Raw genomic sequence first — 23,757 nt, forward strand, 5'->3', positions numbered from 1 at the left:
TTTTATGCCGTTAACTTCCGAATTAATTCACTGAGCAATTTAATTCCGTTAGTCATTTGTTCTGGAGAAGCATATCCATATGATAAACGAATGTACTGATCTGCTTCTTCTTCATAAATACGTCCCGGGTTTAAAAGAATTCCTTTTGATAGTGCCTCTGAAAATAGTTTTTTCATCGGAATGTTATGTACAACCTTTAGCCATATAAAAACTCCACCACTAGGAATATCCCACGATGCAATATCTGCACAATATTTATTTAAAGCTCGTATCATTATTTGTCTTCGTTTTTTCAGGTGCATTCTTACGTTTGCTACATGTTCTTCATAAAAACCTTCATTTATCCATTCAGCAGCTACTCTTTGAGATAAAGAGCTTGATCCATAGTCTGTTTGCATTTTTATATCTGACAATCTATCAATAACAGGTTCTGGTCCAATTATCCATCCAATTCTAAGTCCAGGGCTAAGTGTTTTAGAGAGACTACCAATATATAATACATGTCCATGTTTATCTATTGACTTTAAAGGAGCTGGAGGTGATTCATCAATCCATAACTCTCGGTAAATATCATCCTCGATGATAGGCAACTGCTCTTTTTTACATATTTTTAATATTTCTTTTCTTCGCTCTTTGGACATCAATATCCCCGTTGGATTTTGAAAACAAGGGATTGAATATAAAATATTATTCTTTTGACTATATTTAATTCGTTTTAACAAGTCGTTAGGTAAAATACCGTGATGATCCATTGATATACCGGATAAGTTTATATTTGCTGATTGAAAAACATGAAGTGAATATAAGTAAGAAGGTTGTTCAAGTAAAACAGTTGATTTTCTATGTAAAAGACCAATTGATATTAATTGTAATGCTTGGAGTGCACCCGAGACTATTAATATAGAACCCGGTGATGCATGTATTCCAAATGATTTTACGTATTTGCTTATTGCTTCACGTAACGGATAAAAACCTTTTTGTTCTTCGTATCCGAAATAATCTAATTCCTCACTGACGTTTTTTATTATAGATTGCATAGTTTCGAGCGGAAAAAGATGAGGTGCAAGTTCACCTTTACTAAGATGGATAAGCGTTTTATTTGCTTCTGCTTCATTTATTTCTCGCACCATTAACTTACTTGGTTTATGAATACCGGCCTTTACATATTCACTCCAATCAGGCGGGGGATTAGTTGCTAATAATGACCATGTATTATTTGTTACAATTGTTCCTGCTCCGATTTGTCCTTGAATTAAACCATCTGCCATAAGTTCATCTAGCGCAGTTATTACAGTACTTCGATTTACATGAAATAATTTTGCTAACTGCCGCTGACTAGGGATTTTACTTCCAATTGGCCATTCTCCGTTTTCAATTTTTTCTTTCATATAGTCTATTATCTGCCGATATTTGGGCACTTTTTTATCGGTTGTCATATAAAAAACTCCTTCGTTAATTTAAAAGATTCAAAGTGGTTGGTTTTTCCGATAAATAACTGGTTGAAGACATTGTATCAACTATTAAATATGATGAAAAGAAATAATTGGTAATTTAAAAATGGTTGGTTTATTAAGGAGGGAGAGAAAACATGCATAATAAAAAATGGGATTTACGCATTATATGTGCTCATGCTTTTACAATTCTTATATGGGGAACTGCTTTTCCAGCAATTCGTCTGGGGCTTGAATCTTATACGCCTGAACACCTTACTTTACTACGCTTATTAATCGCCTCATTTATACTTTTGTTATTTTCATTTATATACAAACTACGATTACCGGATTTAAAGGATATCCCAGCAATTTTTATATTTGGTGCTTTAGGGTTTACTATTTATCACATCGCATTAAATTACGGCGAAAAAACAGTCAATGCTGGATCTGCAAGTTTAATAATTTCAGTCACTCCAATAGTGACGGCAATTTTTGCTTCTGTTTTTTTGAATGAAAAAATGAAATTAAATGGCTGGATCGGTGGTGTAATGAGTTTTGCAGGAATTGCCTTAATTTCATTTAGCCAAGGCGACGCTATTCAATTAAATAGCGGGGGATTATTTATATTATTAGCGGCGATTTCAGAAAGTCTATTTTTCGTTTTCCAAACATCTTACTTAAAAAAATACGGTTTCTTACCATTTACCATATATACAATTTTTTCTAGTACTGTATGTATGCTTATTTTCTTACCCGGAGTTTATCAAGAAATATTAGCAGCTCCTCTTGAAGTTAACTTGAGTGTTATATATTTAGGTGTCTTTCCAACAGTACTCCCGTATATTGCATTGGCCTATATTATATCTCGTGCTGGTGCTTCTGAAGCAACAAGTTCTCTATATTTAACGCCAATAACTGCGTGTTTCATTGCTTGGATATGGTTAGGAGAAGTGCCAACTTTAGTTTCAATAATTGGCGGCGGAATTACTATACTTGGAATTGTGATTGCTCATATACCAGTATTAAGAAAAGAAAAACATAGGAATTTAGTAAATAATCAATCCGTATAATGTAATTCAATAATGATTTTATGATACTTTTTTATATAGTTTCTTTCTTATGTTGATAAATATAATATTTTGTATTTCAGTTAAATATTGTATGTTACATTTTATGTAGTAAGCATTTTAAAAGGAGCTGACAACATAATGAATGGAAAAAGAAAAATTTTCACATGTATTTCTATTGTAGGAATCGGACTAGCTAGTTTTTCTAATTCTAGTTTCGCAGCAAGTGTAACGGACAATTCAGTACAAAATTCTATTCCCGTAGTTAATCAACAAGTAGCTGCTGCAAAGGAAATGAAACCATTTCCGCAGCAAGTTAATTATGCAGGTGTTATAAAACCGAATCATGTTACACAGGAAAGTTTAAATGCTTCTGTAAGAAGTTACTACGATAATTGGAAAAAGAAATATTTGAAAAATGATTTATCTTCTTTACCTGGTGGTTATTACGTAAAAGGAGAGATTACAGGTGATGCAGATGGGTTTAAGCCACTTGGAACTTCAGAAGGTCAAGGGTATGGGATGATAATTACAGTATTAATGGCTGGTTATGATTCGAATGCTCAAAAAATCTATGACGGTTTATTTAAAACAGCAAGAACTTTTAAAAGTTCTCAAAATCCTAATTTAATGGGATGGGTTGTCGCAGATAGTAAAAAAGCACAAGGTCATTTTGATTCTGCTACTGATGGAGATTTAGATATTGCGTATTCTCTTCTTCTTGCTCATAAGCAGTGGGGATCTAATGGAACAGTTAATTATTTGAAAGAAGCACAAGACATGATTACAAAAGGTATTAAAGCTAGTAATGTTACAAATAATAACCGACTAAATTTAGGAGATTGGGATTCTAAAAGTTCACTTGATACGAGACCATCTGATTGGATGATGTCACACCTTAGAGCATTTTATGAATTTACAGGTGATAAAACTTGGCTTACTGTTATTAATAATTTGTACGATGTTTATACGCAATTTAGTAATACATACTCTCCAAATACAGGACTTATTTCAGATTTCGTTGTAAAAAACCCACCACAACCCGCACCTAAAGACTTCTTAGATGAGTCAGAATATACAAATGCATATTATTACAATGCTAGTCGGGTACCATTGAGAATTGTAATGGACTATGCGATGTACGGCGAGAAAAGAAGTAAAGTCATTTCTGATAAAGTTTCTTCGTGGATTCAAAATAAAACGAATGGAAATCCTTCTAAAATTGTGGATGGTTATCAATTAAATGGATCTAATATTGGTAGTTATTCAACTGCTGTATTTGTTTCACCGTTTATTGCTGCAAGTATAACAAGTAGCAATAATCAAAAGTGGGTAAATAGCGGTTGGGATTGGATGAAGAATAAGAGAGAAAGTTATTTTAGTGATAGTTATAATTTATTAACTATGTTATTTATTACAGGAAATTGGTGGAAACCTGTACCTGATGATACAAAAATACAAAATCAAATAAATGATGCAATTTATGAAGGATACGATAATTAATTAAATTTGAGAATGGTTACTCAAGAAAGGAATTAGCATACGCTAGTTCCTTTTTAATATTTTGTAAAACATTATCCATTCTAAAATTTGCATAGATATACTTGCTTTTTTCATATACATAGTTACTAATGACTCAATTTTTTCGTGAGAGGAGCGTATTTCTTGGAAAAAGTATTATTTTTCGGAGACCCAGGTATTGATGACTCATTTGCCATTATGTATGGTTTACTGCATCCCGAAATTGAAATTGTCGGTATTGTAACTGGATACGGAAATGTTGAGCATATACATGCTGCACATAATGCAGCGTATATTTTGCAGTTAGCAAATAGACAAGACATTCCTGTCATTAGTGGTGCAACAAAACCACTTACAGAAGAAATTACTACGTACTACCCTGAAATTCACGGAGCAGAAGGATTAGGGCCTATCCATGTTCCAGAAAATGTATTATCTATTCCGATATATAATTTCGGCAGTATTGCTGCGATTCTTATAAAGTACGGAAAAGATTTGACAATTGTTGATGTAGGAAGATCTACCTCGTTAGCAATTGCTTTTAATTTATGGAATGATTTAATGCTAAATGTAAAAGGAATCTATTTCATGGGTGGTGTTTTTTTAGAAGTAGGAAACGTTACGCCGTTAGCAGAGGCAAATGTGTATGGAGATCCTATAGCAAGTAAAATTGTTTTCCATCAAGCAAAGAATTTATTAATATTCCCTTTAAATGTAACAAACAAAGCTGTGTTAACACCAAATGTGTTTGACTATATTCAAGCTAATTCAAAGAATCCATTCCATACGATAATGAAACCAATGTATGATTACTATTTTTCTGCATACCAAAAACTTAATCCATCTATCGAAGGGCCATTGCTTCATGATGTGGTTGCTATAAGTGGATTAGTTAACCAAAGTTTTTTTGAATTTGCGCATCGTACAGTGAATGTAGATACATACGGAGATACGAAAGGACAAACATTTGCTGATTTTCGCCCTAACTCTAAATCTGAAGGAGCCCGTATAGCTTTAGAAATAGATGAACAAAAATTCATTCAAGATTTTATAAAAATCATGTTATAAGCTGTTGTCGAAAAAGGGAATTATTTCACTACGTTGAATATAAAAATATATCCTCTTTATAAAGGAGCTTACAATATTGAATGTCCAGTTAAAGGTTGTTACGAGAGAGAATTGGGAAGATACATTAAAGTTACAAGTAAAAGAAAATCAGTTGAAATTTGTTCCATCCGTAGCAGTTTCGCTTGCTAAAGTATATATAAAACCAGATGGTGACAATGTAGAATACATACCATTTGCTATATACGATGGTGACCTTATGGTTGGTTTTGTTATGCATGCTGTTGTAATAGAGACATCGGATATGTATTGGATTAACGGATTTATTATTGATCAATCGCAGCAAGGTAATGGTTATGGAAAAGCGGCATTACAAGAAAGTATTTATTTAATAAAAAATACGTTTAAGGCGTGTAAAGAAATAAGATTAACCGTACATAAAGATAATCTCTCTGCAAAGAAATTATATGAACGATATGGTTTCATATCATTAGGACATGAATATGATGGAGAGCAAGTATATCGTCTATTTGTTTAACTATTATGAAGTAAAGGCGTGAAATGAAATATGCAATTTACTGAAGTGAAAATTGAAGTGTTCATTCCTGAAGAATATATTGAAACATTAAGGGATGAATTAAATAAAATTGGAGCATGTAAAACGGGTGAATATGACCATTGTCTTTCCTATAGTTCAGTGAAAGGATATTGGAGACCTTTAGACGAGGCATCTCCTTTTAATGGAGAAATTGGTCGAATATGCGAAGGGCAAGAATGTAAAGTTGAAATAAAGTGTAAACGAGAACTTGTAAAAGATGCTCTTGAAGTTATTAATGATATGCATCCGTATGAAACACCTATGATTTATATTATACCAATACTAAATGACTATTTTGAGCAACTATACATTGAATAACTAGGAGGGATTTCAATTGAAAAGTAAATTCCATCATATTGTACGAGCAGTCATGATAAAAGATGGGAAATTATTAGTTGCTGAATATATCGGCCATCATTATTTTTTACCTGGTGGCCATGTTGAAATTGGAGAATCATCAGAGAATGCATTAATAAGAGAGCTAAGGGAAGAACTTGGAGTAAACTGTAGTATACAACAATTTTTAGGAGTCATAGAAAATCAATGGCAAGATAAAGAAGTGCTTCATCATGAAATTAACCACATTTTTGAAGTAGAGTCACAAGATTTACATACGGACTTAACACCGAAATCTAGCGAGTCTCATTTAGCATTTCACTGGATAGATTATAATAAAGAAGCCTTAAATCATTATGAAATCATGCCAATGCCATTAGTGAAGGAATTACTAGAAAGAAAGTTAAGTGATGAACTACTAAATTGTTGGATTAGTAATTTTTAAATCACTTTATTTATAGTAAATACGTCCATCGCAAGGATATAAAGAAAATAGGCTAAAAAACAAGGTACATCACCTAGTGTAAGTTCATATTTTGTTGATGTACGCATTTAGTCTATAGTCTTGTTTCTATTTTGTTTACAAAAATATATAAACTTTAACGTTTGGGCGAAATTTATATTTATAAATGGAGGGGTTCGTAATGAATCAGTTTCAACATGAATTACAAACATTAAACCTTAATGATTATCAAACTGGTAATGTTGTGTATTGGGATCAACAACAAAGTCAATATCCATATTATTACATCCAAGGCGATGCACGTCGTTGTGGCGGATGCGGAGGTTGTGGCGGACGCTGTGGCGGTTGCGGCGGCGGCAGATGTGGTGGTTGCGTAGGTTGTGCCGGATGTTTTGGTTGCTTTAATTGCTGGAACTGGTGGATTATTTAAATATAGTACATCATTAATATTTTATATGAAAGAAAGGTGTAAATACTGTTTATACTTTTCTTTCATGCTGTAATTTTGATGTGTATTAAGGGGGATTTATTTGTATACATATGATAAGTTGATTTCTTGGGTAGAGAATATAAAAGAAAAAATCATAGTTCTGCTACAGCAATTTGTATTATAAAAAATAATAAAGTCGTATTAGAGCATTATAGCGGTTATCACTCAAATACATCGACTAATAAAAAAGTAACCGCATCTTCGCAGTTCAACGTTGCTTCTGCTAGAAAAAGTTATTTAGGATTAATGATAGCGTATGCGCTTTACGAGGGGAAAATAAACTCTATTGATGATGAAGCGATAAAATATTTTAAAGACTTTAATCCTGCATTGCTTGGTAAAACAACGATAAGACATTTAGTAACACATTCGCACGGATTAGAAGAAATGAATGACGGGACAATTTTTCGTGAATTTGAACCGGGACAAGCATGGGCATATAGAGATATTAATGTAAGAATGATGACACGTCTTATTTATCAGCTATATAACAAAAGTTTTCCTGAATTGTTAAAGGAGCGTGTTTTTAAGCCTGCTAATTTTCAAGAAACAGGTTGGAGAGTTCAGCGAGATGAAAATTTAGTTGACGTTGTTAATAATCCAAATGAAGACGCGACTAGTGAAATTGGTACGGTAGATGACGGTACTGAAAAAAATCTGTTTGTCTCAGCTAGAGAATTTGCTTATTGGGGCAATCTTCATTTAAATCAAGGTGTGATAAACGGTAAGCAAATTGTTCCAAAAGAAGTTATAAAAATCGCTACGAGTTTGCAGAGTCCAACATATGTAAATAAAGAGCTACCACAAAATGGCTTGTTTTGGTTCGTTCAAAATGAACCTGCACAATTAAGCGAACTTGGTGAACGTGTTCCAAAAGGGTCATATCAAATATTAGGGATTACTGGACCGACTATTTTAGTAATACCTGAATATAATGTAGTTGTTGCAAAAATGTATAACAAAAGATATAACTACGGCGGTGATAATTACTTATATTATTTACGTGAATTTAGTAATTTAGTCGCTGATACATTTAGTAACGGTAATAGGGCATAATTACTCCTATAACAAAAAGGAGTGATTGTAAGTGAAAGATAAAGTGAACAAAAATAAAAAACAAAATATAAAAGATGTAAATACAGAGCAAAATGCAATTTATAGCGATCCTAAAGATGCAGCTAATATGCAAACTGTACCGCAGCCGAAGGATTTTGATGAAATCGAATATTAATTTTTCATCCGACTATATGATGAATGAAAAATACGTCTTAAGTCTCATCACATATAAGAAATTATTTGATAACATATATACATAAGCATTCGAAAATGGCTTATCTTAACAAAGCTTTCTTTAGAAACATCTGATATAACCTGCAAAAGACACTTCTTTATGAAGTGTCTTTTTGTGTATATGAACTTAATTACCATTTTCCGTACAGTATCTTGCAATTTACGATGGATATACTAACTGTGAAAATCTATGTCAAGATAAAAGAAGGGGACAGTTAGTATGAAACAAACTTCTATAAATCCGTTACTAATTGTTCTAGGTACAATCATTGTTCAAATTGGCCTTGGAACAATTTATACATGGAGTTTATTTAATCAACCCCTTGTAAGTAAGTTTGGATGGAATCTTAATTCAGTAGCGATAACTTTCTCTATAACAAGTTTTTCTTTATCATTCTCAACTTTATTTGCAGCAAAATTGCAGAAAAAATTAGGACTTCGGAAACTTATTGCTACTGCAGGAATTGTTTTAGGACTCGGCTTAATACTTAGTTCACAAGTTTCTTCCTTACCACTATTATATTTATTAGCTGGTGTTGTTGTTGGTTATGCGGATGGAACAGCTTATATTACATCACTATCTAATTTAATTAAATGGTTTCCAAATCGGAAAGGGCTTATTTCAGGTATATCTGTATCAGCGTATGGAATGGGCAGCTTAATCTTTAGATATATAAACGGAAATCTTATCGATAACCTTGGTGTATCACAAGCATTCTTATATTGGGGTATTATCGTGTTACTTTTAGTGTTAATCGGATCGTTCTTCTTACGTGAGGCAATTGTAAGTAATGCTGTAACTGAAACATTGCACCATGACTATACTCCGCGTGAAATGATGCGAACGAAACAAGTATATCTGCTATTTTTTATGTTATTCACCTCGTGTATGGGTGGTTTGTATTTAATCAGTATGGTAAAAGATATCGGTGTACAACTCGTTGGACTTAGCGCAGCAACCGCTGCAAACGCCGTTGCTATGATTGCAATTTTTAATACAGTAGGTAGAATTATTCTTGGGACGTTATCAGATAAAATCGGCCGAATGAAAATTGTCTCTGCAACGTTTATTATTATAGGATTGTCAGTCTTTACTTTAAGTTTTATTCCGCTAAATTACGGAATCTATTTTGCTTGTGTAGCAAGTGTCGCCTTTTGCTTCGGCGGTAATATAACTATATTCCCAGCTATTGTCGGAGATTTCTTTGGATTAAAAAACCATAGTACAAATTACGGGATTGTCTACCAAGGTTTCGGATTTGGTGCGCTTGCAGGATCATTTATTGGAGCGATACTCGGGGGATTTCAACCAACTTTCATTATAATCGGTGTTTTAAGTGTTATTTCCTTCATTATTTCAATATTAATCCGCCCACCAAATGTAGAAAAGAAAAAGGAACTAAAACATTTACATCGGAAAGTAGCTTAATTTTAAAAAGAGTCCTCATGTTAGGGCTCTTTTTTATTCCATTAACTTTGCTTCTTTACGAACTTATTAAAGACAGGACAATTTCATTATAAAATTGAATAGATAAGTAAAAAGGAGCGTGACACTTAAAATGAAAATAGTACAGCAGTGGGTACAAGAAGATAGTGATTACATAAGAGAGAAAGTAATTGAATACAATCAAAAATATCTTGCAGATGAAGAAAAAACACCTTCAGAAAAGGTTAGTTTCATAGTAAGAAATGAAAAAGAAGAAATAGTAGGTGGGGTAACGGCAATAACTTTTTGGCACCATGTACACGTTGACTTTCTATGGGTTTCTGAAGAATATAGGCATGAAGGTTACGGAAGCAAGTTAATAAAGCTTATTGAAGAATTTGCAATTGAAAAAGGGTGTAGGTTAATTAATTTAGATACTTTTAGTTTCCAAGCACCTGATTTTTATAAGAAACATGGATATAAAGTAATTGGAGTAAGTGAAGATCATCCGAAAGGACATAATCATTATTATTTAGAAAAACGGTTAAAAAGTATATAGAATTTGTTAACGTTAGTATTTGAAATACAAATGCAATAAGGGCGAGGTTATTATTAATTTCAGTATTAATTGAATCAATTTTTATACTAAAACTGCAAGAACGTACTTTGGATAATCTTCCTAAGGTACGTTCTTTTTTTTATATCAGTAGCCTATTCTTATTAACTCCAACAATAGCGGTAAAGGCAAGACTTAACTAACTTATATATATTAAAAGGAGTTAATGGTAGAATGAATAGAAGACAGAAAATTCCTTTTATTTAAAATAGAGGAGGTACATATGAAAAAAGTTAATGTTACATACGCGATTTTGTACGATAAAACTAATGAAAAGATCTTAATGGTAAAAAACAAAGGGGAAAATGGTTCTTATTATACATTACCAGGTGGCGCAGTTAAACTAGGAGAAACATTAGAAGAAGCAGTAATTCGAGAAGTAAAAGAAGAAACAGGGTTACATATAAACGTAAACGGGATTTGTTCTATCAGTGAAGCCTTTTTCGAGGAAAGAGATCATCATGCAATTTTCTTTAATTTTCTAGGCGAAATAATCGGCGGGGAGACATATATATCAAGGCCAAAAGAAATCGAAGAGATTACTTGGATGGAATTACATATAGCAGCACCGTATTTACGCATACCAGAACATTTACTATATTTATTACAAAAGAAAGAAACAATACCTTATTTTTTTAACGGAACAATCGTTCATCAATCTTCATAAAAATATTATCTCATGTAAGGCGGGGGAAACATGGAGTTTATCGTTAATCACAAACAATTCACTCAAGCACTTTCAGAAGTCAACAAAGCAATATCAACAAAATCTTTAATTCCTATATTATCTGGTATAAAAATAACTGCAGATCAATCTGGAATTACTTTAATTGCAAGTAACTCAAATATTTTTATTGAAAAATTCATTCCTGTTTCAATTGAAGACGAAAAGATTGCAACTATTTTAAAGGTAGGAACTATTGTTGTACCTGCAAAGTATTTCATTGAAATAATAAAGAAAATGCCAAGTGATATCGCAATAAAAAGTAAGAATGAGCAAACTATTAAGATACAATCAGAAGAAATCACATTAAGTTTAAATGGATTTCCTGCAGATGAGTTTCCGAATGTACCGCTTATAGACAATCATGCAGAAATCAAGGTAGAGACAGAGCAATTGATTGAAGTATTTAAACAAACAGTCTTTGCGGTAGCAAAAAATGAATCTAGACCTGTTCTTACTGGGGTGCATATAGAGTTATCTAATAATAAGTTAATTTGCGCTGCAACTGACTCACATAGACTAGCGATACGCGAAACATTACTTTCCTCAGATGTAAAAGCAAATTGTATTGTACCAAGCGCAACCATTAGTGAACTTCTAAAATTAATGAACAGCAATTCGGAATTCGTATATATCTACCTTTCAGAGAGTCATATTATATTTACGCTCGGAACAACTACATTATATTCAAGACTAATTGAAGGGAAATATCCTAATATTTCTAACCTTATTCCAAATGATTTTAAAACGATTATTAACGTAGATAGAAAAAAGATATTACAAGGTGTAGACCGATCAAGTTTATTAGCAAGTGAATGGGCTAATAACAATGTTAACTTAGAAATCATAAACGAATCCACAATTAAAATTTCTTCAAACGCTTCTCAAATTGGGAAAATATCTGAAACGCAACAAATAGATGCGATTCAAGGTGAAAAACAATTAAATATATCTTTCGATGGGCGTTTTATGGTTGATGCTTTAAGAGCAATAAAAGAAGAAACGATTACTTTAAGTTTTGGAGGTTCTATGCGACCGATATTGATTGAAGCAGGAGAGCAATCTGCAGCAGTACATCTTATATCGCCAGTAAGAGCTTATTAAGGATAGAGGAAGGGATTAATAGACAAAGCAGCAATGGTAATCTGAAATACAAAGCAAAATAATAATAACCTGAATATAAAAGCCATAGATTAATCGATATGGGGTGAGTACGATGAAGAAAATAATTGTTTTACTCATTGGTATAGTTTTAATTATTTTTGCTTTTTATCAATACAACAAAAAAGACTATGCAGCTAAAAGTACTAACTTGTATGTAGAAAACTTTAAAGGGGAAAATGATTCAATAAAAATACAATCTGCTATTAATAAAGCAGAGTCTAGTAAAATTAAAACTGTATTGCTTGATGATAAAAAGTATAAAATCACGTCACCAATCATTGTTAAAAAAGGTGTGAAATTATTATTTGGTTATGGATCCCAATTTGTAGTTGAGGGAAACTTTAGAGTTTTAGAACTAGAGAAAAACGCATCCATTGAAGGAGCGTATATAACTATTGACGATCCTAAATTTAACTCTGAAGTTATTTATTTAGACGGTAAAAATAAATATTATAACACTTGGAACAAAACACAAATAAAAGATATAAATATTATCAATTGGACGGAAACGAATAAAGGTACCGGAATTTCTTTATACTCTGCTGGAAAAGAAAATGAAATTTCGTTTGTTAACTTCGAAAATATTAAAGTTGTAGGAATGGAAACTGGACTGAAATTAGTAGCGAAAAAACCGAGCACCGGACAAGCTTGGATAAATGCCAATCGTTTTATGAACTTTTCTTTAGAAGACTGTGTAAATATGATTTATATGGATAGTCAAGTAACTACGCCAAATGAAATTAGTGGGAATCAATTTACAAACCTTCAAATACAGCCTTCAAATAAAACAAAAAGCATTATACAGGTAAGTGGTCAACATAATGAATTTCATGGGATGGTGTGGGATTTAAATAAAATAAAACATGAAAACGAACTCATTGAACTGACTGATAAGAGTATGAATACAGTGGTTGAAATGTCCAGTGTACCAGCAAATAGAGTATTAGATAGTGGGAGATCCAATATAGTGAAATAAGTTTAAATACAGAAAAAAGAGCGAATTCTTTATAAGAGGATTCGCTCTTTTTATATTTTAAAATTAAATTTCCTTCCACCAAGCGGATAAAGGATAGTCTGTAGATTTTAACGTAATAGATTCACCAATTTGTGGCGTTGTAATTTTAACTCCTAAACGGTTAGCTTCTTTCGTAACACGTTCTATCGGGTCACTCCATTCGTGTAATGCTAACGTAAAAGCACCCCAATGAATCGGAAGAAGTAATTCTCCTTTAACATCAATATGAGCTTGTACCGTTTCTTCAGGCAACATATGAATAGCAGACCACCTCGGATCATATTGCCCGCATTCCATTAATGTAAGATTGAATGGACCGTATTTATCACCAATTTCCTTAAAGTGAGGGGCATAACCGCTATCACCACTAAAGAAAATTTTAGTCTCTTGACCAAGAATAAGCCATGAACACCATAATGAACGATCTCTATCTGTCATACCACGTCCAGAGAAATGCCTTGCAGGCGCACATACTAACTTAATATTATCAAACGTAATTTCGTCCCACCAATTATGCTCACTAATTTTACTAGGTGAAACACCCCATTTAATAAGATATTGTGCAACTCCAGTTGGAACATAAAAGTGTTTTGCGCGATTTTTTAACTGCATAATACTTTTGTAATTCAAATGATCATAGTGATTATGAGAAATGATAATCGCATCAATTTTTTGAAGGTCATCACGTTCTAAAGAAAAAGCACCACTATAACGCTTACTATTGAACAAGGGAAATGGGGAAGAGGCATCTCCAAACATCGGGTCTAATAACAGTTTTTTACCTTCTATTTTCAAAAGAGAAGCAGAATGGCCAAACCATGTAACACTCTCTAACGCTTCATTATCTTTATTTGATAAAACAACAGGCAAATCCTTTATAGGACGCAGCTTTGATTTTATTTTAAAGTAATCCGTCATTAAACTTATAATATCTTTCGGTTTAAAACTCATATCAGTATGAATTTGATTTGTATATTTCTTATTCATTCGTTCTCCTTTTTACGATTAACAATTTACGTATGTTGTTATTGTAGCTATTTGTAGTTTAAACTATATTATTTTACCTTTCATCTAAAATGCCTTGTATTTCATAAATCCGTCAAATTCATTATTTGTATCTATAAAGTACAAATCGCATAGCAGCAGCTAAGACAAATATTAAGTACATGTAAATTGTTTTTATTTAGTAAATTCCTTCTTATACGCAACAAAGAACGTATGTTTCATTGTATGTTATAGAAGAAAATATGTCTCTAATAAAAGAAAGGAAGGAGAGGATGTAAGTGCACATAGAGCGAAAAAAGAAATCAAAATGTAAACTATCAAAATCTGAGATAACGCAGCTATATGCAGAGGGGAAAAGCACCTCAGAGATTGCTACACATTGCTAATGTGTCTGCAAGGTATATTCGTATGGTTTTATCAGACAGCAACGTCCCAAGGCGCGCTATAGGGAGTTGGAAGAGAAAGTATGACATAAAAGAAAATTATTTTAAAACTTGGTCAAATAATATGGCTTATATTTTAGGATTTATAGCAGCTGACGGCGTTATACAAAAAGAAAATCAATGCGTCAGTATATCACAAAAAGAAAGTTATATTTTAGAAGATATAAAAAAAGAACTAAAAACAAATCAGCCGCTATACCAAAACAAAAAAACAGGTGTATATATGCTAAATATTAATAGCAAAACAATAAAAGACGACCTTATGAACATGCACGGAATTATGCCATGTAAATCATTTAACATCGAATTTCCTTTTGTACCAGAAGAATATTTGCATCACTTTGTTCGTGGGTATTTTGATGGGGATGGTCATGTTAATTCTCATAAATACTTTGTTAGCTTTGTTGGAGGATCATATAATTTTATGAATTCTTTTAAAGATATCCTTGAGAATAATAAATTCCAATTAAGTTTTGTTGACAAAGAAAAACAATATCGTATTTACCTAAGTGGTAAAAATAATGTTAATAAATTTTCACAGTGGATTTATAAAAATAAAGGTTTGCATTTAAAGCGTAAATACAATATTTTTCAAGAAAAAGAATAATTGTAATGATGATCGAATAATTCACAAACAAGTTCAATTATAAAATTAAAATTCACGATAAATTATTAATTAAAATCAAAGTAATTCCTAAAGCAAACAAATTATAAATATAGTTTAGTCAATTTCAAAGCAACTTGTTTAAATTTAATAATTAAACAAGTTGCTTTTTATTATGTTTTATTAATTATTATTTATACTAATCCAGCATCAACGAACTTTTCATTAATAAATAAAGAAAAGGGAAGTATACCAAACTAAACTAACTTATAATAAGTTTATTATTTTTTACTAGTAGACATAATATATATTATAGGCAGTTATAGGAACAAAGCGATATCGGGTATCAAAAACCAAGTAAACTATACTTAATGAGACGAAACAGAGATTTTTAGTGAGATTTACACAAAATCTTATCTAAACGAATTTCTACAGTTTTTATCATTTATTTTGCTATAAATCCATCACAGCAAATTCAAATCAATAATCCATTAAGAATTATCGAATCAAAAACATTTTTGATCGACAAGAAATTTTTTATACAGAAAAATTATTTCTATACAAAATATAAATTAATAATTATATTTTATGTTTTACTTTATGAATTTATTGCTATTTGCACACGTTTTACAACTTCACATTATTTGTTGTTATTTCTGTTATTTAGGCTTGACTTTCATTACACTCATTGTTTCTTATCCTAGTTAACATAACGCTTATTTTTAACATAAAAAAAATCCTCCTCACCTTCAGGAAGATTTTTTATTTGCTATTATTTTATTTATATCTTCTAGTAACAATCCCAATTGTAAATGACATTGGAAAAATCTAGATTTAACAGCTCTTCCTTACGTATAAAGAAATTAGCAACCCCAGAATCGCCCCACATAATATTTAATGAATCGTCTGTATCAATTTGCAGCAATAATATGTCATGTTGCTGGTATTTTTCTTCCCATTCTCTCGGATCTGTTGGATATCCACCAATTTTATGTCCTTGATCTTTACATAAATCATCATACAGTTCGCCTAATTCTGTATTATTTTCTTCATCAACAATTTCTTCCCAATCAATGTTATCACTAAAAATCATTTCAAATCGATAATCTCTTGGTGTTACTGGTTGATAAGCTAACTCAAAATTCAGTTTTGCTGCTTCAGGTATGATAAAGTCTTCTAATTCTAAAGTGTTTAAATAACTAAAATCAGTAATTACCTTATTTAAATCTTCTATAATTGTAGAATGATAAATAATTCGAAAGTCTTTTTGGATTGTTGGATGATCAAAATCTGCTCCATAAAGCTCATCATCAGCACTTACGAAAAACTGTAACATTCCCTTTTGAGGCATATATTCAACATGCGGAATTTCTTCAAAGTTTAACTGCGCAAGTAGCATCATAGGTTGTCCATTTGAGTCTTTAGGATGCTCTTGATCTATAGGTAAATACGGATAACCACCAAACTTACTCTCAAAAAGTGTTGTCTCTGCTAATGTTCCAGACACTTTAACATACGGTTTTATACTTTCTTCTAAAATACTACGATACTGCTCTAGTTCTGTCGGAATTTGAAGTTGATACGTATTCTTCATCACATTTGCCTCCCTTTAGTAATGAATTGAAAATGCCTTACTTAATTATATAGCAAGAAATAGCTTTGTGAAAAATTGTTAAAAGTCCGTTTTCACCCTCGTTTTTTGCGCACTTGGTGGACAAAGTAAATTGTGTTCTAAAACCTTTTTATTAATAGTTCGAATTAAATCCGCTGCTTCTGCCGCATTTGTATTTTCTTTTAGTCTTTCTTTTAAATCGTCAATTTCTTTTGAAAGCTCAATCCACCTTGGTAAAACATGATTATTTGCTAAAGTTCTATAAAGTTGTTTTTCAGGATTGTAAGAAAGATCTTTATCGAGATTAAGAGGTTTACCTTTACCAGGTAAATTATCAAAAGCTCCTTTCTGTTCTGCTTGTTTAACGATAGAACTAATATGATCCTCATACGTATACGACCAAACTTTCTCATCTTTTACTAAAATCTCTTGCTTTTTTAGTTTTTTATCTAGTTCTTCTTGATTCATAGCTTCTCTCTCCTTTTTATTTTTTAGTGTCGTTTTTGTAAAATTCAATGCCCTTAATCCTTCGAATAGCTTTTCTCGCCACCACACGCTATCATGACCGCCTTGAAACTCTTCATAAGTAATTTGGTATTCCTTTTCTTTTAAAGCTTTATACAGACGTCTATTAGCCGTTAAAAGAGGTTTGTTTTCAAGTTCTCCTACTGCTATGTAAGAATAGAGATGAGTCGCATTAGAATCTATTGATTAAATTTGATTTTCAATCCAAGGAATTGCATTTTCATAATCATCTTTTTTCCAATGTACGGATCCAGACATTGACAACACATTTCCGAAAACATGTGGATTTTGAAGTGTTGCATAAAAAGCTGCTAAGCCACCAAGACTGAAACCAGCAATTGTTGTATGTTTTGCTTCTTGATGCACACCACGGAAGTAATTCCTCCTTGAAAAATGCATTCATTTTATCATTATAAGTTAGCTCTTCTAATCGATCGACAGGATCAATAGCAACAGCAATACAAGATGGGATTTCATTTTTGTAAATTAAATAATTAAGTGTTTTTGCGATTGGAAGGTTATGAATGAATTCCCATCAAATACAATGAGAAGTTCTTGAAGATGTGAAGTGTGAGAATAATCATGAGGCGTATAAATATGAATTTTACGTGTGTTATTTAAAATCGAACTATAAAAAGAATATGTTTCAATCTTTCCGGATGGATAATCATTTGAAGGAAAACGACTGCTATACTGCACGTCCATACCTATTTTTAACACAGACGCTTTATTGGTACCTTCTCCATCACCTCTCTTTCTCCTTTGTAGTATTCTATATGTAGTTTTTTCATTAGAATTTCTATATAAAAGTAGTCGTAAGTTATGTGTTTAGAGAAGTTATTGATTAGAAAGATGATCAATTGCTTGAATAGAAAGTTCCAATGATTTTATTCTTCTTTCTAACAGTGTTCTTTGAGGACTCCCAAGCTTTGACTTAACATAAATCTTTTCAATTGATGGCAACAAACCAATTAGAACATTTCGAGCGTCTGCTAAATCCTCTTGGGTGTAATGATGGGTTTCTTGATTCCAAATACTTTCTAACATAGCTAAGCCGATACTAGCTGCTTTGAGTCTTTTTTTCACTAATGTAGTATTTGCACCTTTTTGAGTCATCTGAGATAGTGCATTTTCAAGTTTACGGATTGTTGACTGTAAAGACTGTATAGATTCTACTTTATCTACATTTGATACGTTTTCCATATTAAACCTGTCCCTTCTTCGTTTCTAAATTAGTTTTCTTGATATTTGATAATACCATTTAGAAACGAATTTTACTCGAAATATTTGAGTTGGACATGAATTGAAAGGAAAACAGCTAACAAGCTTCTATCTCCTCCCTCTTACATATTCTATATGTACTTCTTTTTTCTCGTTAAAATACCTACATGGACAAGGTGTTAATATTGTATATTCTATGAACAAAAAACGTACAAGTAGCATCACTTGTACGTTTTAATTTTTATTCAGTAAGATAATAAAGTAATAGCTTACGGGTCTTTTCATAATTCATGAAATCTCTATATAAAATGGGATAATTCATAATCTCTGTTTCTAGAAAACAATATTGCGGAAACCACTCAAAAAACGATTTTCTTAGCCACTTAATTTGATTAAACACAATCTCCTGTTCATTATTATTAAGCACGTAACTTAAAGTACCTGCTGTATGCATCCAATAATAATTTAAATCAGCGCTTATACAATCATCTTCTGTAAACGTATTATTAAAATCTTTTCTTATGAATGTCACAATTCGGAAACGGTTTATACAGTAGACTAGGCATGTTCTGCAATTCATTAAAAATAACCTTTTTACCTACCACTCCTTTATTTCTCTAGCCAATTTAATAAGTTTTCATAATGATATTGAGCATCGATATACCCAAGATTATATAAATTAACGAGCTTTTCCTTATTTCTTTCTATTCCGCTTATAGGAAGCTGTACACTGGGTTGAATTACATAAAAATTATCTTTTTGTTCTTCTTGATTCATATAAGATATCGTCTCGTTATAAAAACGATAATGGTCTACTAAATTCTCTGCGATTTTCGGATATTTTCTATATAGAATTTTAGCTAGACCAGAAAATTTATTTCGCTGCTTCTCGTATCCTTCTGGCTTTGTCATAATTACAACGTTCTTTTCATAACCATCAGTTTGAGCTTTTAAAACTGGTATAGGATCTATAATTCCTCCATCTAGTAATTTTCGGTTATCATATTCTACAGCAGGTGCTATAAACGGCACAGAGCTGGATGCACGGATGATTTTTAAAATATCATTTCCATGTTCTTTTTTATTATAATAAACAGCTTGTCCTGATTCGCAATCAGTCGTCCCTATAATAAATTGTTCATTACAGTTTAAGAAAGTTTGAAAATCAAATGGAACAATTTTATTAGGTACTTCATCAAATAAAAAGTCCATTCCAAATAATTCACGTTTTCGAATTAAATTTCGATAAGATATATACCTGTAATCTGATACTAGCTCTGTATTTACTTTCTTATTTCTCCCTTGTTGACGCGACAAATAGGTTGCTCCCATACAGGCTCCAGCTGATACGCCGACTACATATGGAAAGAATAAGTTCTTTTCCATGAAATATTCGAGTACACCTGCAGTATATAAACCTTTCATTCCTCCGCCCTCTAATACTAAACCGATATTCTTCATTCTATATCCCTCTGCTTCTTTTTTCTTAATTTCATATTAGCATAAGATTTTAAGATGAGGTTATATAAACTAATTACAACAATAACCAGAAACTACTAAAGTAATGTGATAATATCTTTGTGAGTAACATGTTACAATATAAGTAATTCATTCCACATATATTAAAGGAGGAATTTAATATGGGTTTATTTAGCGGTATTTTAGGAAATGCATCAAATACGAGTTCTGAAAGTGTAGAACGTGATTTAGAGAAGATTATGCTAGACGATGAAAAAGTAGAGCATGCTTATAAATTAATTCGTGATCTAATCGTATTTACAAATCGTCGTCTTATATTAGTAGATAAACAAGGAGTAACTGGCAAAAAAACAGAATACCATTCTATTCCTTATAAAAGTATTACACAATATAGCATCGAAACGGCTGGGCATTTTGATTTAGATGCAGAACTTAAAATTTGGGTGTCTAGTATGGAGGAACCAATTACGAAAGAATTTAAAGGTGACGATAGTATTTTAAGCATTCAAAAAGCGCTAGTAACCTTTACGACAAAGTAGTGGTTTTTGTATCTTTATTCATTTTCAAAATTACTAACCCGAGTATTTTGGAAGAACATACATTATTTTTGTATATTTAATCTAAAATAACATAAAAAGGTAAAGCGTATTTTAAATGCTTTACCTTTCTTTTTTGTAATAAACAAGTGTAGTTTTATCATTTAATTTCTTTATTACTTCTGTTCTTTTATACCCCATTTTCTCGTATAGAAAACAATTTCTTTCTTCTTCTAAAATCGTAGCAAGTTCAAAACTTCGTGCTTCTGGAAACATTTCTTCAATTAAAATAAGTACCTTCTGAGCAATTCCTTTCCCTTGATAGATTGGATGAATAAACATTGGACTAATCCAAAATTTATAAGGTAGTTCTTTTGCGGATATACATATCGCTCCAACAAGTTTCGAATCTATTATCACCTTATAAAAATTACTGCTGGGATTATTTATTCTAAAAATAGTTTTTTCAATAGTTTCATTTGCTGGATTTGTTTCATAGTCTTTATATTTATGTAATAAAGAGCTAAATGAGTCTATTTGCATTTGAAATATAACTTCTGCATCAGTTTCTGTCACCTTTTCTAATATAATCTCCATGTTACCAATTTAGACGCTTTCTTAAAGAAGTAATATGAGCGGTATGGTGACGACCATGCCATGCATATAGTCCTATTGCAACAGCAAGTTTTGTTTCACCAGTTTCAGGATGGTTAAATGTCTTTTCTAAATCTTCAATTTCTAGAGAATATAAAAGATTAACCCATCTTTTATGTAATGAATCTAGCATTACTAGTGAAACATCTACCGGTAATTTTGAATCAGGTAACTCTGCCCATTTCTCTTCTTTATACGGCTTAATAGTTGGATTCTTTTCTGTCAGTGCTAATTTAAAGCGTATGTAGCTATTCATATGGCTATCAACGACGTGATGAACTACTTGACGTACAGTCCAACCTCCAACGCGATATGGTGTATCTAACTGCTTCTGATCTAAATCTTTAATTGCCCTTGTTAGTTCATTAGGTAAATCTTCAATTTCTTGAATCCATGTATCAATCATTTCTTCAGTTATAGGACGTTTGTATGTAAATTGGCCAATTGGATAACGTAAATCATTCATGAATAAGTCCTCCTTATTATAAGTGTGAAGTATTTCTCCAAATATAGTGTACAAACTTCACATGTTCTCCATTTAATTCTACAGATGTTATATCTGATTCGTTTTGATAAGAAGAAAATCCGCTTTTTTCTAGTACAATTTGTGATGCGAGATTATTAGTCGTTGTTTTAGCATAAACTTCAGTAATTTCATTATTTTCCGCTACATCTAAAATTAATTTTACGGCTGCTGTTGCAACTCCTTTTTTAGTGAATTTTTCTCCGACACGATACCCGAGCGAACTAATTCGAGTTTCCGTATCTATATCTACTAAATTGATTCGCCCTACAATTTCTTTTTCTTCATTACGAATTAAATAAAAATAAGAATCTCCATCTGCCTGTTCAATTAATAAATCGTCTAGTAGTTTTTGGAAATATTCAAATTCAAAATATTTCGAGCCACGATTTGGTACCATTGTTTCAAAAAAAGATTTATTTGTAAGTTCAAACGTAAATAAATCCTTAGCATCTTGTTTCTTTAGTTGCTCTATGTATATTTCCATCCCGTATTCTCCTTCTTGATTTACTAACTGTTATACATTCTTTTTTAATCAATTATATTCCTGCTATTTCTTTCGATTAAGTAATACAGATAGTAGCACTTTCGGATGAAAGAGATGAAATGGACTACGAATTAAATTCATCACTCGTACTAACCGAATATAAACATCAGAATTACTTGCGGATAGTCGATATATTTGCTTCGTATACCATAGTTGAAATTTTTGTTTTGTAGTTAATTCTCTCTTTAGTTGCGGGTGACGTGATATTTCTGTTGTTGTCATATCCCAAGGGGTTTCTATTATAGTAGCTGCCTTTTTATAAAATTGCTGTGTAAATGTTTTATCAAGTTGTTTTCTATCTTGCAAAAGTAATTGCAATTGGTGAGCCTCCATAGCAGCAACTGATACGCCTTGGCCGAAAACGGGATCAAAACGACATTGCGCATCTCCAATAACTAATAATCCTTCTGGTACATTATTCACTAAATCAAATCGCCGGCGTACTTGATAAGGAATTTTGTATGTCTTTATATCAGTAATTCCCTCAGCCTTATTTAAGAAGTCTGTAACATTAGAAATTGATAGATTTTCAGCAAAATCATAAAACTCATCATCTGTTTGTGGTGCTTTCTCATTTGCGTATCCACTAAAAGTAACAAAATAACGATTATCTTCTATCGTTTGAATAAGAACGCCATAAGGGTTATCAGGGAAACTAGGAGACATTAGCATATTACAACAGTCTAACTCCTCATTTTCTTTAAGTTTGAACATTTTCGTTGCGTAAAATAAATCAATACGAACTTTCTCTTCTTGTACTTTAATTTCGTATTCTCGTAGCCACTCTATACTTTTTGAGCCAAATCCACTCGCATCAACTACAAGATCCGCATGAACTTCTTCTTGTGTGTTTGTCTCTAAATATTTAACTTTTACTCCACACACTTTGTTAAGCTTTGCATCTACCAATAACCCTTTAACCAATGTTTCATATTTAATAGTAATATTTGAAATTTGATGTATTCGTTTTTGAATATGCCATTCTAGCAAAGGACGACTTTGTTGAATCATATGTACTTCCCCTATGAACGGTTGTTTCCATAGACCGAATTGATGCCATTTCAAATCACGCGTAAAGTTGTTTATAATACTACCCGCTTCTATTAATTCGTTCGTAATATTAGGAAACAATTCTTCAATTGTGTTTTCTCCACCTTTTAATAACACGTGAGGATGATTACTTTGTGGAACTCTTTTTCTCGAAGACTTTCCATCCCATCTTTCACCAGCTTCTATAATGATTACTTCTTTAAAAGAAGTTGATAATGCTTTTGCTGCAAACTTTCCTGCCATACTTCCACCAATAACGATAGCCTTATTAAACATATTTTCCCCCTTAATAAAAAGAGATCCTGGCCTTGTATGAATGAAACAGGATCTTAAACTAATTAACTTCTTTA

24 protein-coding genes and 4 pseudogenes are annotated in these 23,757 nt (G+C 31.9%); 16 read left to right on the forward strand and 12 right to left on the reverse strand.

Annotated features, from left to right (window positions below; genetic code table 11):
- Positions 1 to 2: 2 nt before the first annotated feature.
- Positions 3 to 1,436, reverse strand: a complete 1,434-nt coding sequence (gene norG / locus DN407_RS13015) for an efflux pump transcription regulator NorG (RefSeq protein WP_149216353.1) — start codon at positions 1,434 to 1,436, stop codon at positions 3 to 5.
- Between the two features lie 152 nt (positions 1,437 to 1,588).
- Between norG and DN407_RS13020 the strand changes: the two genes are divergently transcribed.
- From DN407_RS13020 to DN407_RS13080, 14 genes and pseudogenes are all read left to right on the forward strand, one after another.
- The gene (locus DN407_RS13020; protein WP_000551609.1) at positions 1,589 to 2,503 is read left to right on the forward strand and encodes a DMT family transporter; all 915 of its coding nucleotides are present in this window, start codon (positions 1,589 to 1,591) and stop codon (positions 2,501 to 2,503) included.
- 138 nt (positions 2,504 to 2,641) lie between these two features.
- On the forward strand, positions 2,642 to 4,003 hold the full coding sequence (locus DN407_RS13025; protein WP_053513066.1) for a family 8 glycosyl hydrolase: 1,362 nt from the start codon (positions 2,642 to 2,644) through the stop codon (positions 4,001 to 4,003).
- A gap of 162 nt (positions 4,004 to 4,165) precedes the next feature.
- Positions 4,166 to 5,089, forward strand: a complete 924-nt coding sequence (locus tag DN407_RS13030) for a nucleoside hydrolase (RefSeq protein ID WP_000416780.1) — start codon at positions 4,166 to 4,168, stop codon at positions 5,087 to 5,089.
- A 76-nt stretch (positions 5,090 to 5,165) separates the two neighbouring features.
- The gene (locus DN407_RS13035) at positions 5,166 to 5,624 is read left to right on the forward strand and encodes a GNAT family N-acetyltransferase (RefSeq protein WP_098607609.1); all 459 of its coding nucleotides are present in this window, start codon (positions 5,166 to 5,168) and stop codon (positions 5,622 to 5,624) included.
- Between the two features lie 30 nt (positions 5,625 to 5,654).
- Positions 5,655 to 6,002 (forward strand): divalent cation tolerance protein CutA, encoded by a 348-nt coding sequence (cutA, locus tag DN407_RS13040; protein WP_098283931.1) that lies wholly within the window; start codon positions 5,655 to 5,657, stop codon positions 6,000 to 6,002.
- A 16-nt stretch (positions 6,003 to 6,018) separates the two neighbouring features.
- A complete protein-coding gene (locus tag DN407_RS13045; RefSeq protein WP_098283932.1) occupies positions 6,019 to 6,465 on the forward strand; it encodes an NUDIX domain-containing protein in 447 nt (148 codons plus the stop codon).
- Between the two features lie 199 nt (positions 6,466 to 6,664).
- Complete coding sequence (locus tag DN407_RS13050) at positions 6,665 to 6,913, forward strand: heterocycloanthracin/sonorensin family bacteriocin (protein ID WP_001071345.1); 249 nt, start codon at positions 6,665 to 6,667, stop codon at positions 6,911 to 6,913.
- A 100-nt stretch (positions 6,914 to 7,013) separates the two neighbouring features.
- Positions 7,014 to 8,029: pseudogene (locus DN407_RS13055) on the forward strand (serine hydrolase domain-containing protein).
- Positions 8,030 to 8,060: 31 nt separating this feature from the next.
- Positions 8,061 to 8,204 carry a hypothetical protein gene (locus DN407_RS31635; protein ID WP_000653680.1) on the forward strand — a complete coding sequence of 48 codons (144 nt, stop codon included), beginning with the start codon at positions 8,061 to 8,063 and terminating at the stop codon, positions 8,202 to 8,204.
- 279 nt (positions 8,205 to 8,483) lie between these two features.
- The gene (locus DN407_RS13060; protein ID WP_149216354.1) at positions 8,484 to 9,692 is read left to right on the forward strand and encodes an L-lactate MFS transporter; all 1,209 of its coding nucleotides are present in this window, start codon (positions 8,484 to 8,486) and stop codon (positions 9,690 to 9,692) included.
- A gap of 130 nt (positions 9,693 to 9,822) precedes the next feature.
- On the forward strand, positions 9,823 to 10,248 hold the full coding sequence (locus DN407_RS13065; RefSeq protein WP_000706906.1) for a GNAT family N-acetyltransferase: 426 nt from the start codon (positions 9,823 to 9,825) through the stop codon (positions 10,246 to 10,248).
- Positions 10,249 to 10,528: 280 nt separating this feature from the next.
- On the forward strand, positions 10,529 to 10,972 hold the full coding sequence (locus DN407_RS13070; RefSeq protein ID WP_097998134.1) for an NUDIX hydrolase: 444 nt from the start codon (positions 10,529 to 10,531) through the stop codon (positions 10,970 to 10,972).
- 30 nt (positions 10,973 to 11,002) lie between these two features.
- Positions 11,003 to 12,133, forward strand: a complete 1,131-nt coding sequence (gene dnaN / locus DN407_RS13075) for a DNA polymerase III subunit beta (protein WP_000394482.1) — start codon at positions 11,003 to 11,005, stop codon at positions 12,131 to 12,133.
- A gap of 112 nt (positions 12,134 to 12,245) precedes the next feature.
- A complete protein-coding gene (locus DN407_RS13080) occupies positions 12,246 to 13,169 on the forward strand; it encodes a hypothetical protein (RefSeq protein ID WP_000721076.1) in 924 nt (307 codons plus the stop codon).
- 63 nt (positions 13,170 to 13,232) lie between these two features.
- On the opposite strand, the gene DN407_RS13085 is transcribed toward DN407_RS13080, so the two are convergent.
- Positions 13,233 to 14,195, reverse strand: coding sequence for an MBL fold metallo-hydrolase (locus DN407_RS13085; protein WP_149216355.1), 963 nt, complete (start codon positions 14,193 to 14,195; stop codon positions 13,233 to 13,235).
- Positions 14,196 to 14,491: 296 nt separating this feature from the next.
- On the opposite strand from DN407_RS13085, the pseudogene DN407_RS13090 reads away from it, so the two are divergent.
- Positions 14,492 to 15,263 (forward strand): annotated as a pseudogene (locus DN407_RS13090) (LAGLIDADG family homing endonuclease).
- A gap of 787 nt (positions 15,264 to 16,050) precedes the next feature.
- Here the strand turns inward: DN407_RS13090 and DN407_RS13095 are convergent.
- From DN407_RS13095 to DN407_RS13120, 6 genes and pseudogenes are all read right to left on the reverse strand, one after another.
- A complete protein-coding gene (locus DN407_RS13095; protein ID WP_149216357.1) occupies positions 16,051 to 16,854 on the reverse strand; it encodes a YwqG family protein in 804 nt (267 codons plus the stop codon).
- A gap of 78 nt (positions 16,855 to 16,932) precedes the next feature.
- On the reverse strand, positions 16,933 to 17,340 hold the full coding sequence (locus tag DN407_RS32130) for a DnaJ family domain-containing protein (protein ID WP_033667379.1): 408 nt from the start codon (positions 17,338 to 17,340) through the stop codon (positions 16,933 to 16,935).
- Positions 17,341 to 17,364: 24 nt separating this feature from the next.
- Positions 17,365 to 18,141 (reverse strand): annotated as a pseudogene (locus DN407_RS32135) (alpha/beta hydrolase); the annotation flags it as partial.
- A 93-nt stretch (positions 18,142 to 18,234) separates the two neighbouring features.
- Positions 18,235 to 18,600 (reverse strand): hypothetical protein, encoded by a 366-nt coding sequence (locus DN407_RS13110; RefSeq protein ID WP_000432685.1) that lies wholly within the window; start codon positions 18,598 to 18,600, stop codon positions 18,235 to 18,237.
- A gap of 259 nt (positions 18,601 to 18,859) precedes the next feature.
- A pseudogene (locus DN407_RS13115) lies at positions 18,860 to 19,184 on the reverse strand (YxiJ-like family protein).
- A gap of 43 nt (positions 19,185 to 19,227) precedes the next feature.
- Positions 19,228 to 20,079 carry a patatin-like phospholipase family protein gene (locus DN407_RS13120; protein WP_149216358.1) on the reverse strand — a complete coding sequence of 284 codons (852 nt, stop codon included), beginning with the start codon at positions 20,077 to 20,079 and terminating at the stop codon, positions 19,228 to 19,230.
- A gap of 179 nt (positions 20,080 to 20,258) precedes the next feature.
- Here DN407_RS13120 and DN407_RS13125 point away from each other — a divergent pair, with 179 nt between their 5' ends.
- Positions 20,259 to 20,636, forward strand: a complete 378-nt coding sequence (locus DN407_RS13125; protein WP_000522476.1) for a PH domain-containing protein — start codon at positions 20,259 to 20,261, stop codon at positions 20,634 to 20,636.
- A 120-nt stretch (positions 20,637 to 20,756) separates the two neighbouring features.
- Here the strand turns inward: DN407_RS13125 and DN407_RS13130 are convergent, their stop codons facing one another.
- From DN407_RS13130 to DN407_RS13145, 4 genes are all read right to left on the reverse strand, one after another.
- On the reverse strand, positions 20,757 to 21,230 hold the full coding sequence (locus DN407_RS13130) for a GNAT family N-acetyltransferase (RefSeq protein WP_002005126.1): 474 nt from the start codon (positions 21,228 to 21,230) through the stop codon (positions 20,757 to 20,759).
- Position 21,231: 1 nt separating this feature from the next.
- Positions 21,232 to 21,753: a YfiT family bacillithiol transferase gene (locus DN407_RS13135; protein WP_000999082.1), complete on the reverse strand. Its 522-nt coding sequence runs from the start codon at positions 21,751 to 21,753 to the stop codon at positions 21,232 to 21,234.
- Between the two features lie 16 nt (positions 21,754 to 21,769).
- Positions 21,770 to 22,297, reverse strand: coding sequence for a GNAT family N-acetyltransferase (locus DN407_RS13140; RefSeq protein ID WP_000409239.1), 528 nt, complete (start codon positions 22,295 to 22,297; stop codon positions 21,770 to 21,772).
- Positions 22,298 to 22,360: 63 nt separating this feature from the next.
- Positions 22,361 to 23,683 (reverse strand): FAD-dependent oxidoreductase, encoded by a 1,323-nt coding sequence (locus DN407_RS13145; protein WP_000482063.1) that lies wholly within the window; start codon positions 23,681 to 23,683, stop codon positions 22,361 to 22,363.
- Positions 23,684 to 23,757 lie beyond the last annotated feature (74 nt).

This window comes from Bacillus sp. JAS24-2 (genome assembly GCF_008274905.1).
Classification (GTDB): domain Bacteria; phylum Bacillota; class Bacilli; order Bacillales; family Bacillaceae_G; genus Bacillus_A; species Bacillus_A cereus.

Excerpts from the sequence above, each read along its gene's own strand:
- DN407_RS13065 (WP_000706906.1), top strand. The coding sequence starts at position 9,823 with ATGAAAATAGTACAGCAGTGGGTACAAGAAGATAGTGATTACATAAGA.
- DN407_RS13145 (WP_000482063.1), bottom strand. The coding sequence starts at position 23,683 with ATGTTTAATAAGGCTATCGTTATTGGTGGAAGTATGGCAGGAAAGTTT.
- norG (WP_149216353.1), bottom strand. The coding sequence starts at position 1,436 with ATGACAACCGATAAAAAAGTGCCCAAATATCGGCAGATAATAGACTAT.
- DN407_RS13080 (WP_000721076.1), top strand. The coding sequence starts at position 12,246 with ATGAAGAAAATAATTGTTTTACTCATTGGTATAGTTTTAATTATTTTT.
- DN407_RS32130 (WP_033667379.1), bottom strand. The coding sequence starts at position 17,340 with ATGAATCAAGAAGAACTAGATAAAAAACTAAAAAAGCAAGAGATTTTA.
- DN407_RS13025 (WP_053513066.1), top strand. The coding sequence starts at position 2,642 with ATGAATGGAAAAAGAAAAATTTTCACATGTATTTCTATTGTAGGAATC.
- DN407_RS13120 (WP_149216358.1), bottom strand. The coding sequence starts at position 20,079 with ATGAAGAATATCGGTTTAGTATTAGAGGGCGGAGGAATGAAAGGTTTA.
- DN407_RS13050 (WP_001071345.1), top strand. The coding sequence starts at position 6,665 with ATGAATCAGTTTCAACATGAATTACAAACATTAAACCTTAATGATTAT.
- DN407_RS13060 (WP_149216354.1), top strand. The coding sequence starts at position 8,484 with ATGAAACAAACTTCTATAAATCCGTTACTAATTGTTCTAGGTACAATC.
- DN407_RS13125 (WP_000522476.1), top strand. The coding sequence starts at position 20,259 with ATGGGTTTATTTAGCGGTATTTTAGGAAATGCATCAAATACGAGTTCT.
- dnaN (WP_000394482.1), top strand. The coding sequence starts at position 11,003 with ATGGAGTTTATCGTTAATCACAAACAATTCACTCAAGCACTTTCAGAA.
- DN407_RS13110 (WP_000432685.1), bottom strand. The coding sequence starts at position 18,600 with ATGGAAAACGTATCAAATGTAGATAAAGTAGAATCTATACAGTCTTTA.
- DN407_RS13070 (WP_097998134.1), top strand. The coding sequence starts at position 10,529 with ATGAAAAAAGTTAATGTTACATACGCGATTTTGTACGATAAAACTAAT.
- DN407_RS13135 (WP_000999082.1), bottom strand. The coding sequence starts at position 21,753 with ATGAATGATTTACGTTATCCAATTGGCCAATTTACATACAAACGTCCT.
- DN407_RS13130 (WP_002005126.1), bottom strand. The coding sequence starts at position 21,230 with ATGGAGATTATATTAGAAAAGGTGACAGAAACTGATGCAGAAGTTATA.
- cutA (WP_098283931.1), top strand. The coding sequence starts at position 5,655 with ATGCAATTTACTGAAGTGAAAATTGAAGTGTTCATTCCTGAAGAATAT.
- DN407_RS13085 (WP_149216355.1), bottom strand. The coding sequence starts at position 14,195 with ATGAATAAGAAATATACAAATCAAATTCATACTGATATGAGTTTTAAA.
- DN407_RS13020 (WP_000551609.1), top strand. The coding sequence starts at position 1,589 with ATGCATAATAAAAAATGGGATTTACGCATTATATGTGCTCATGCTTTT.
- DN407_RS13095 (WP_149216357.1), bottom strand. The coding sequence starts at position 16,854 with ATGAAGAATACGTATCAACTTCAAATTCCGACAGAACTAGAGCAGTAT.
- DN407_RS13140 (WP_000409239.1), bottom strand. The coding sequence starts at position 22,297 with ATGGAAATATACATAGAGCAACTAAAGAAACAAGATGCTAAGGATTTA.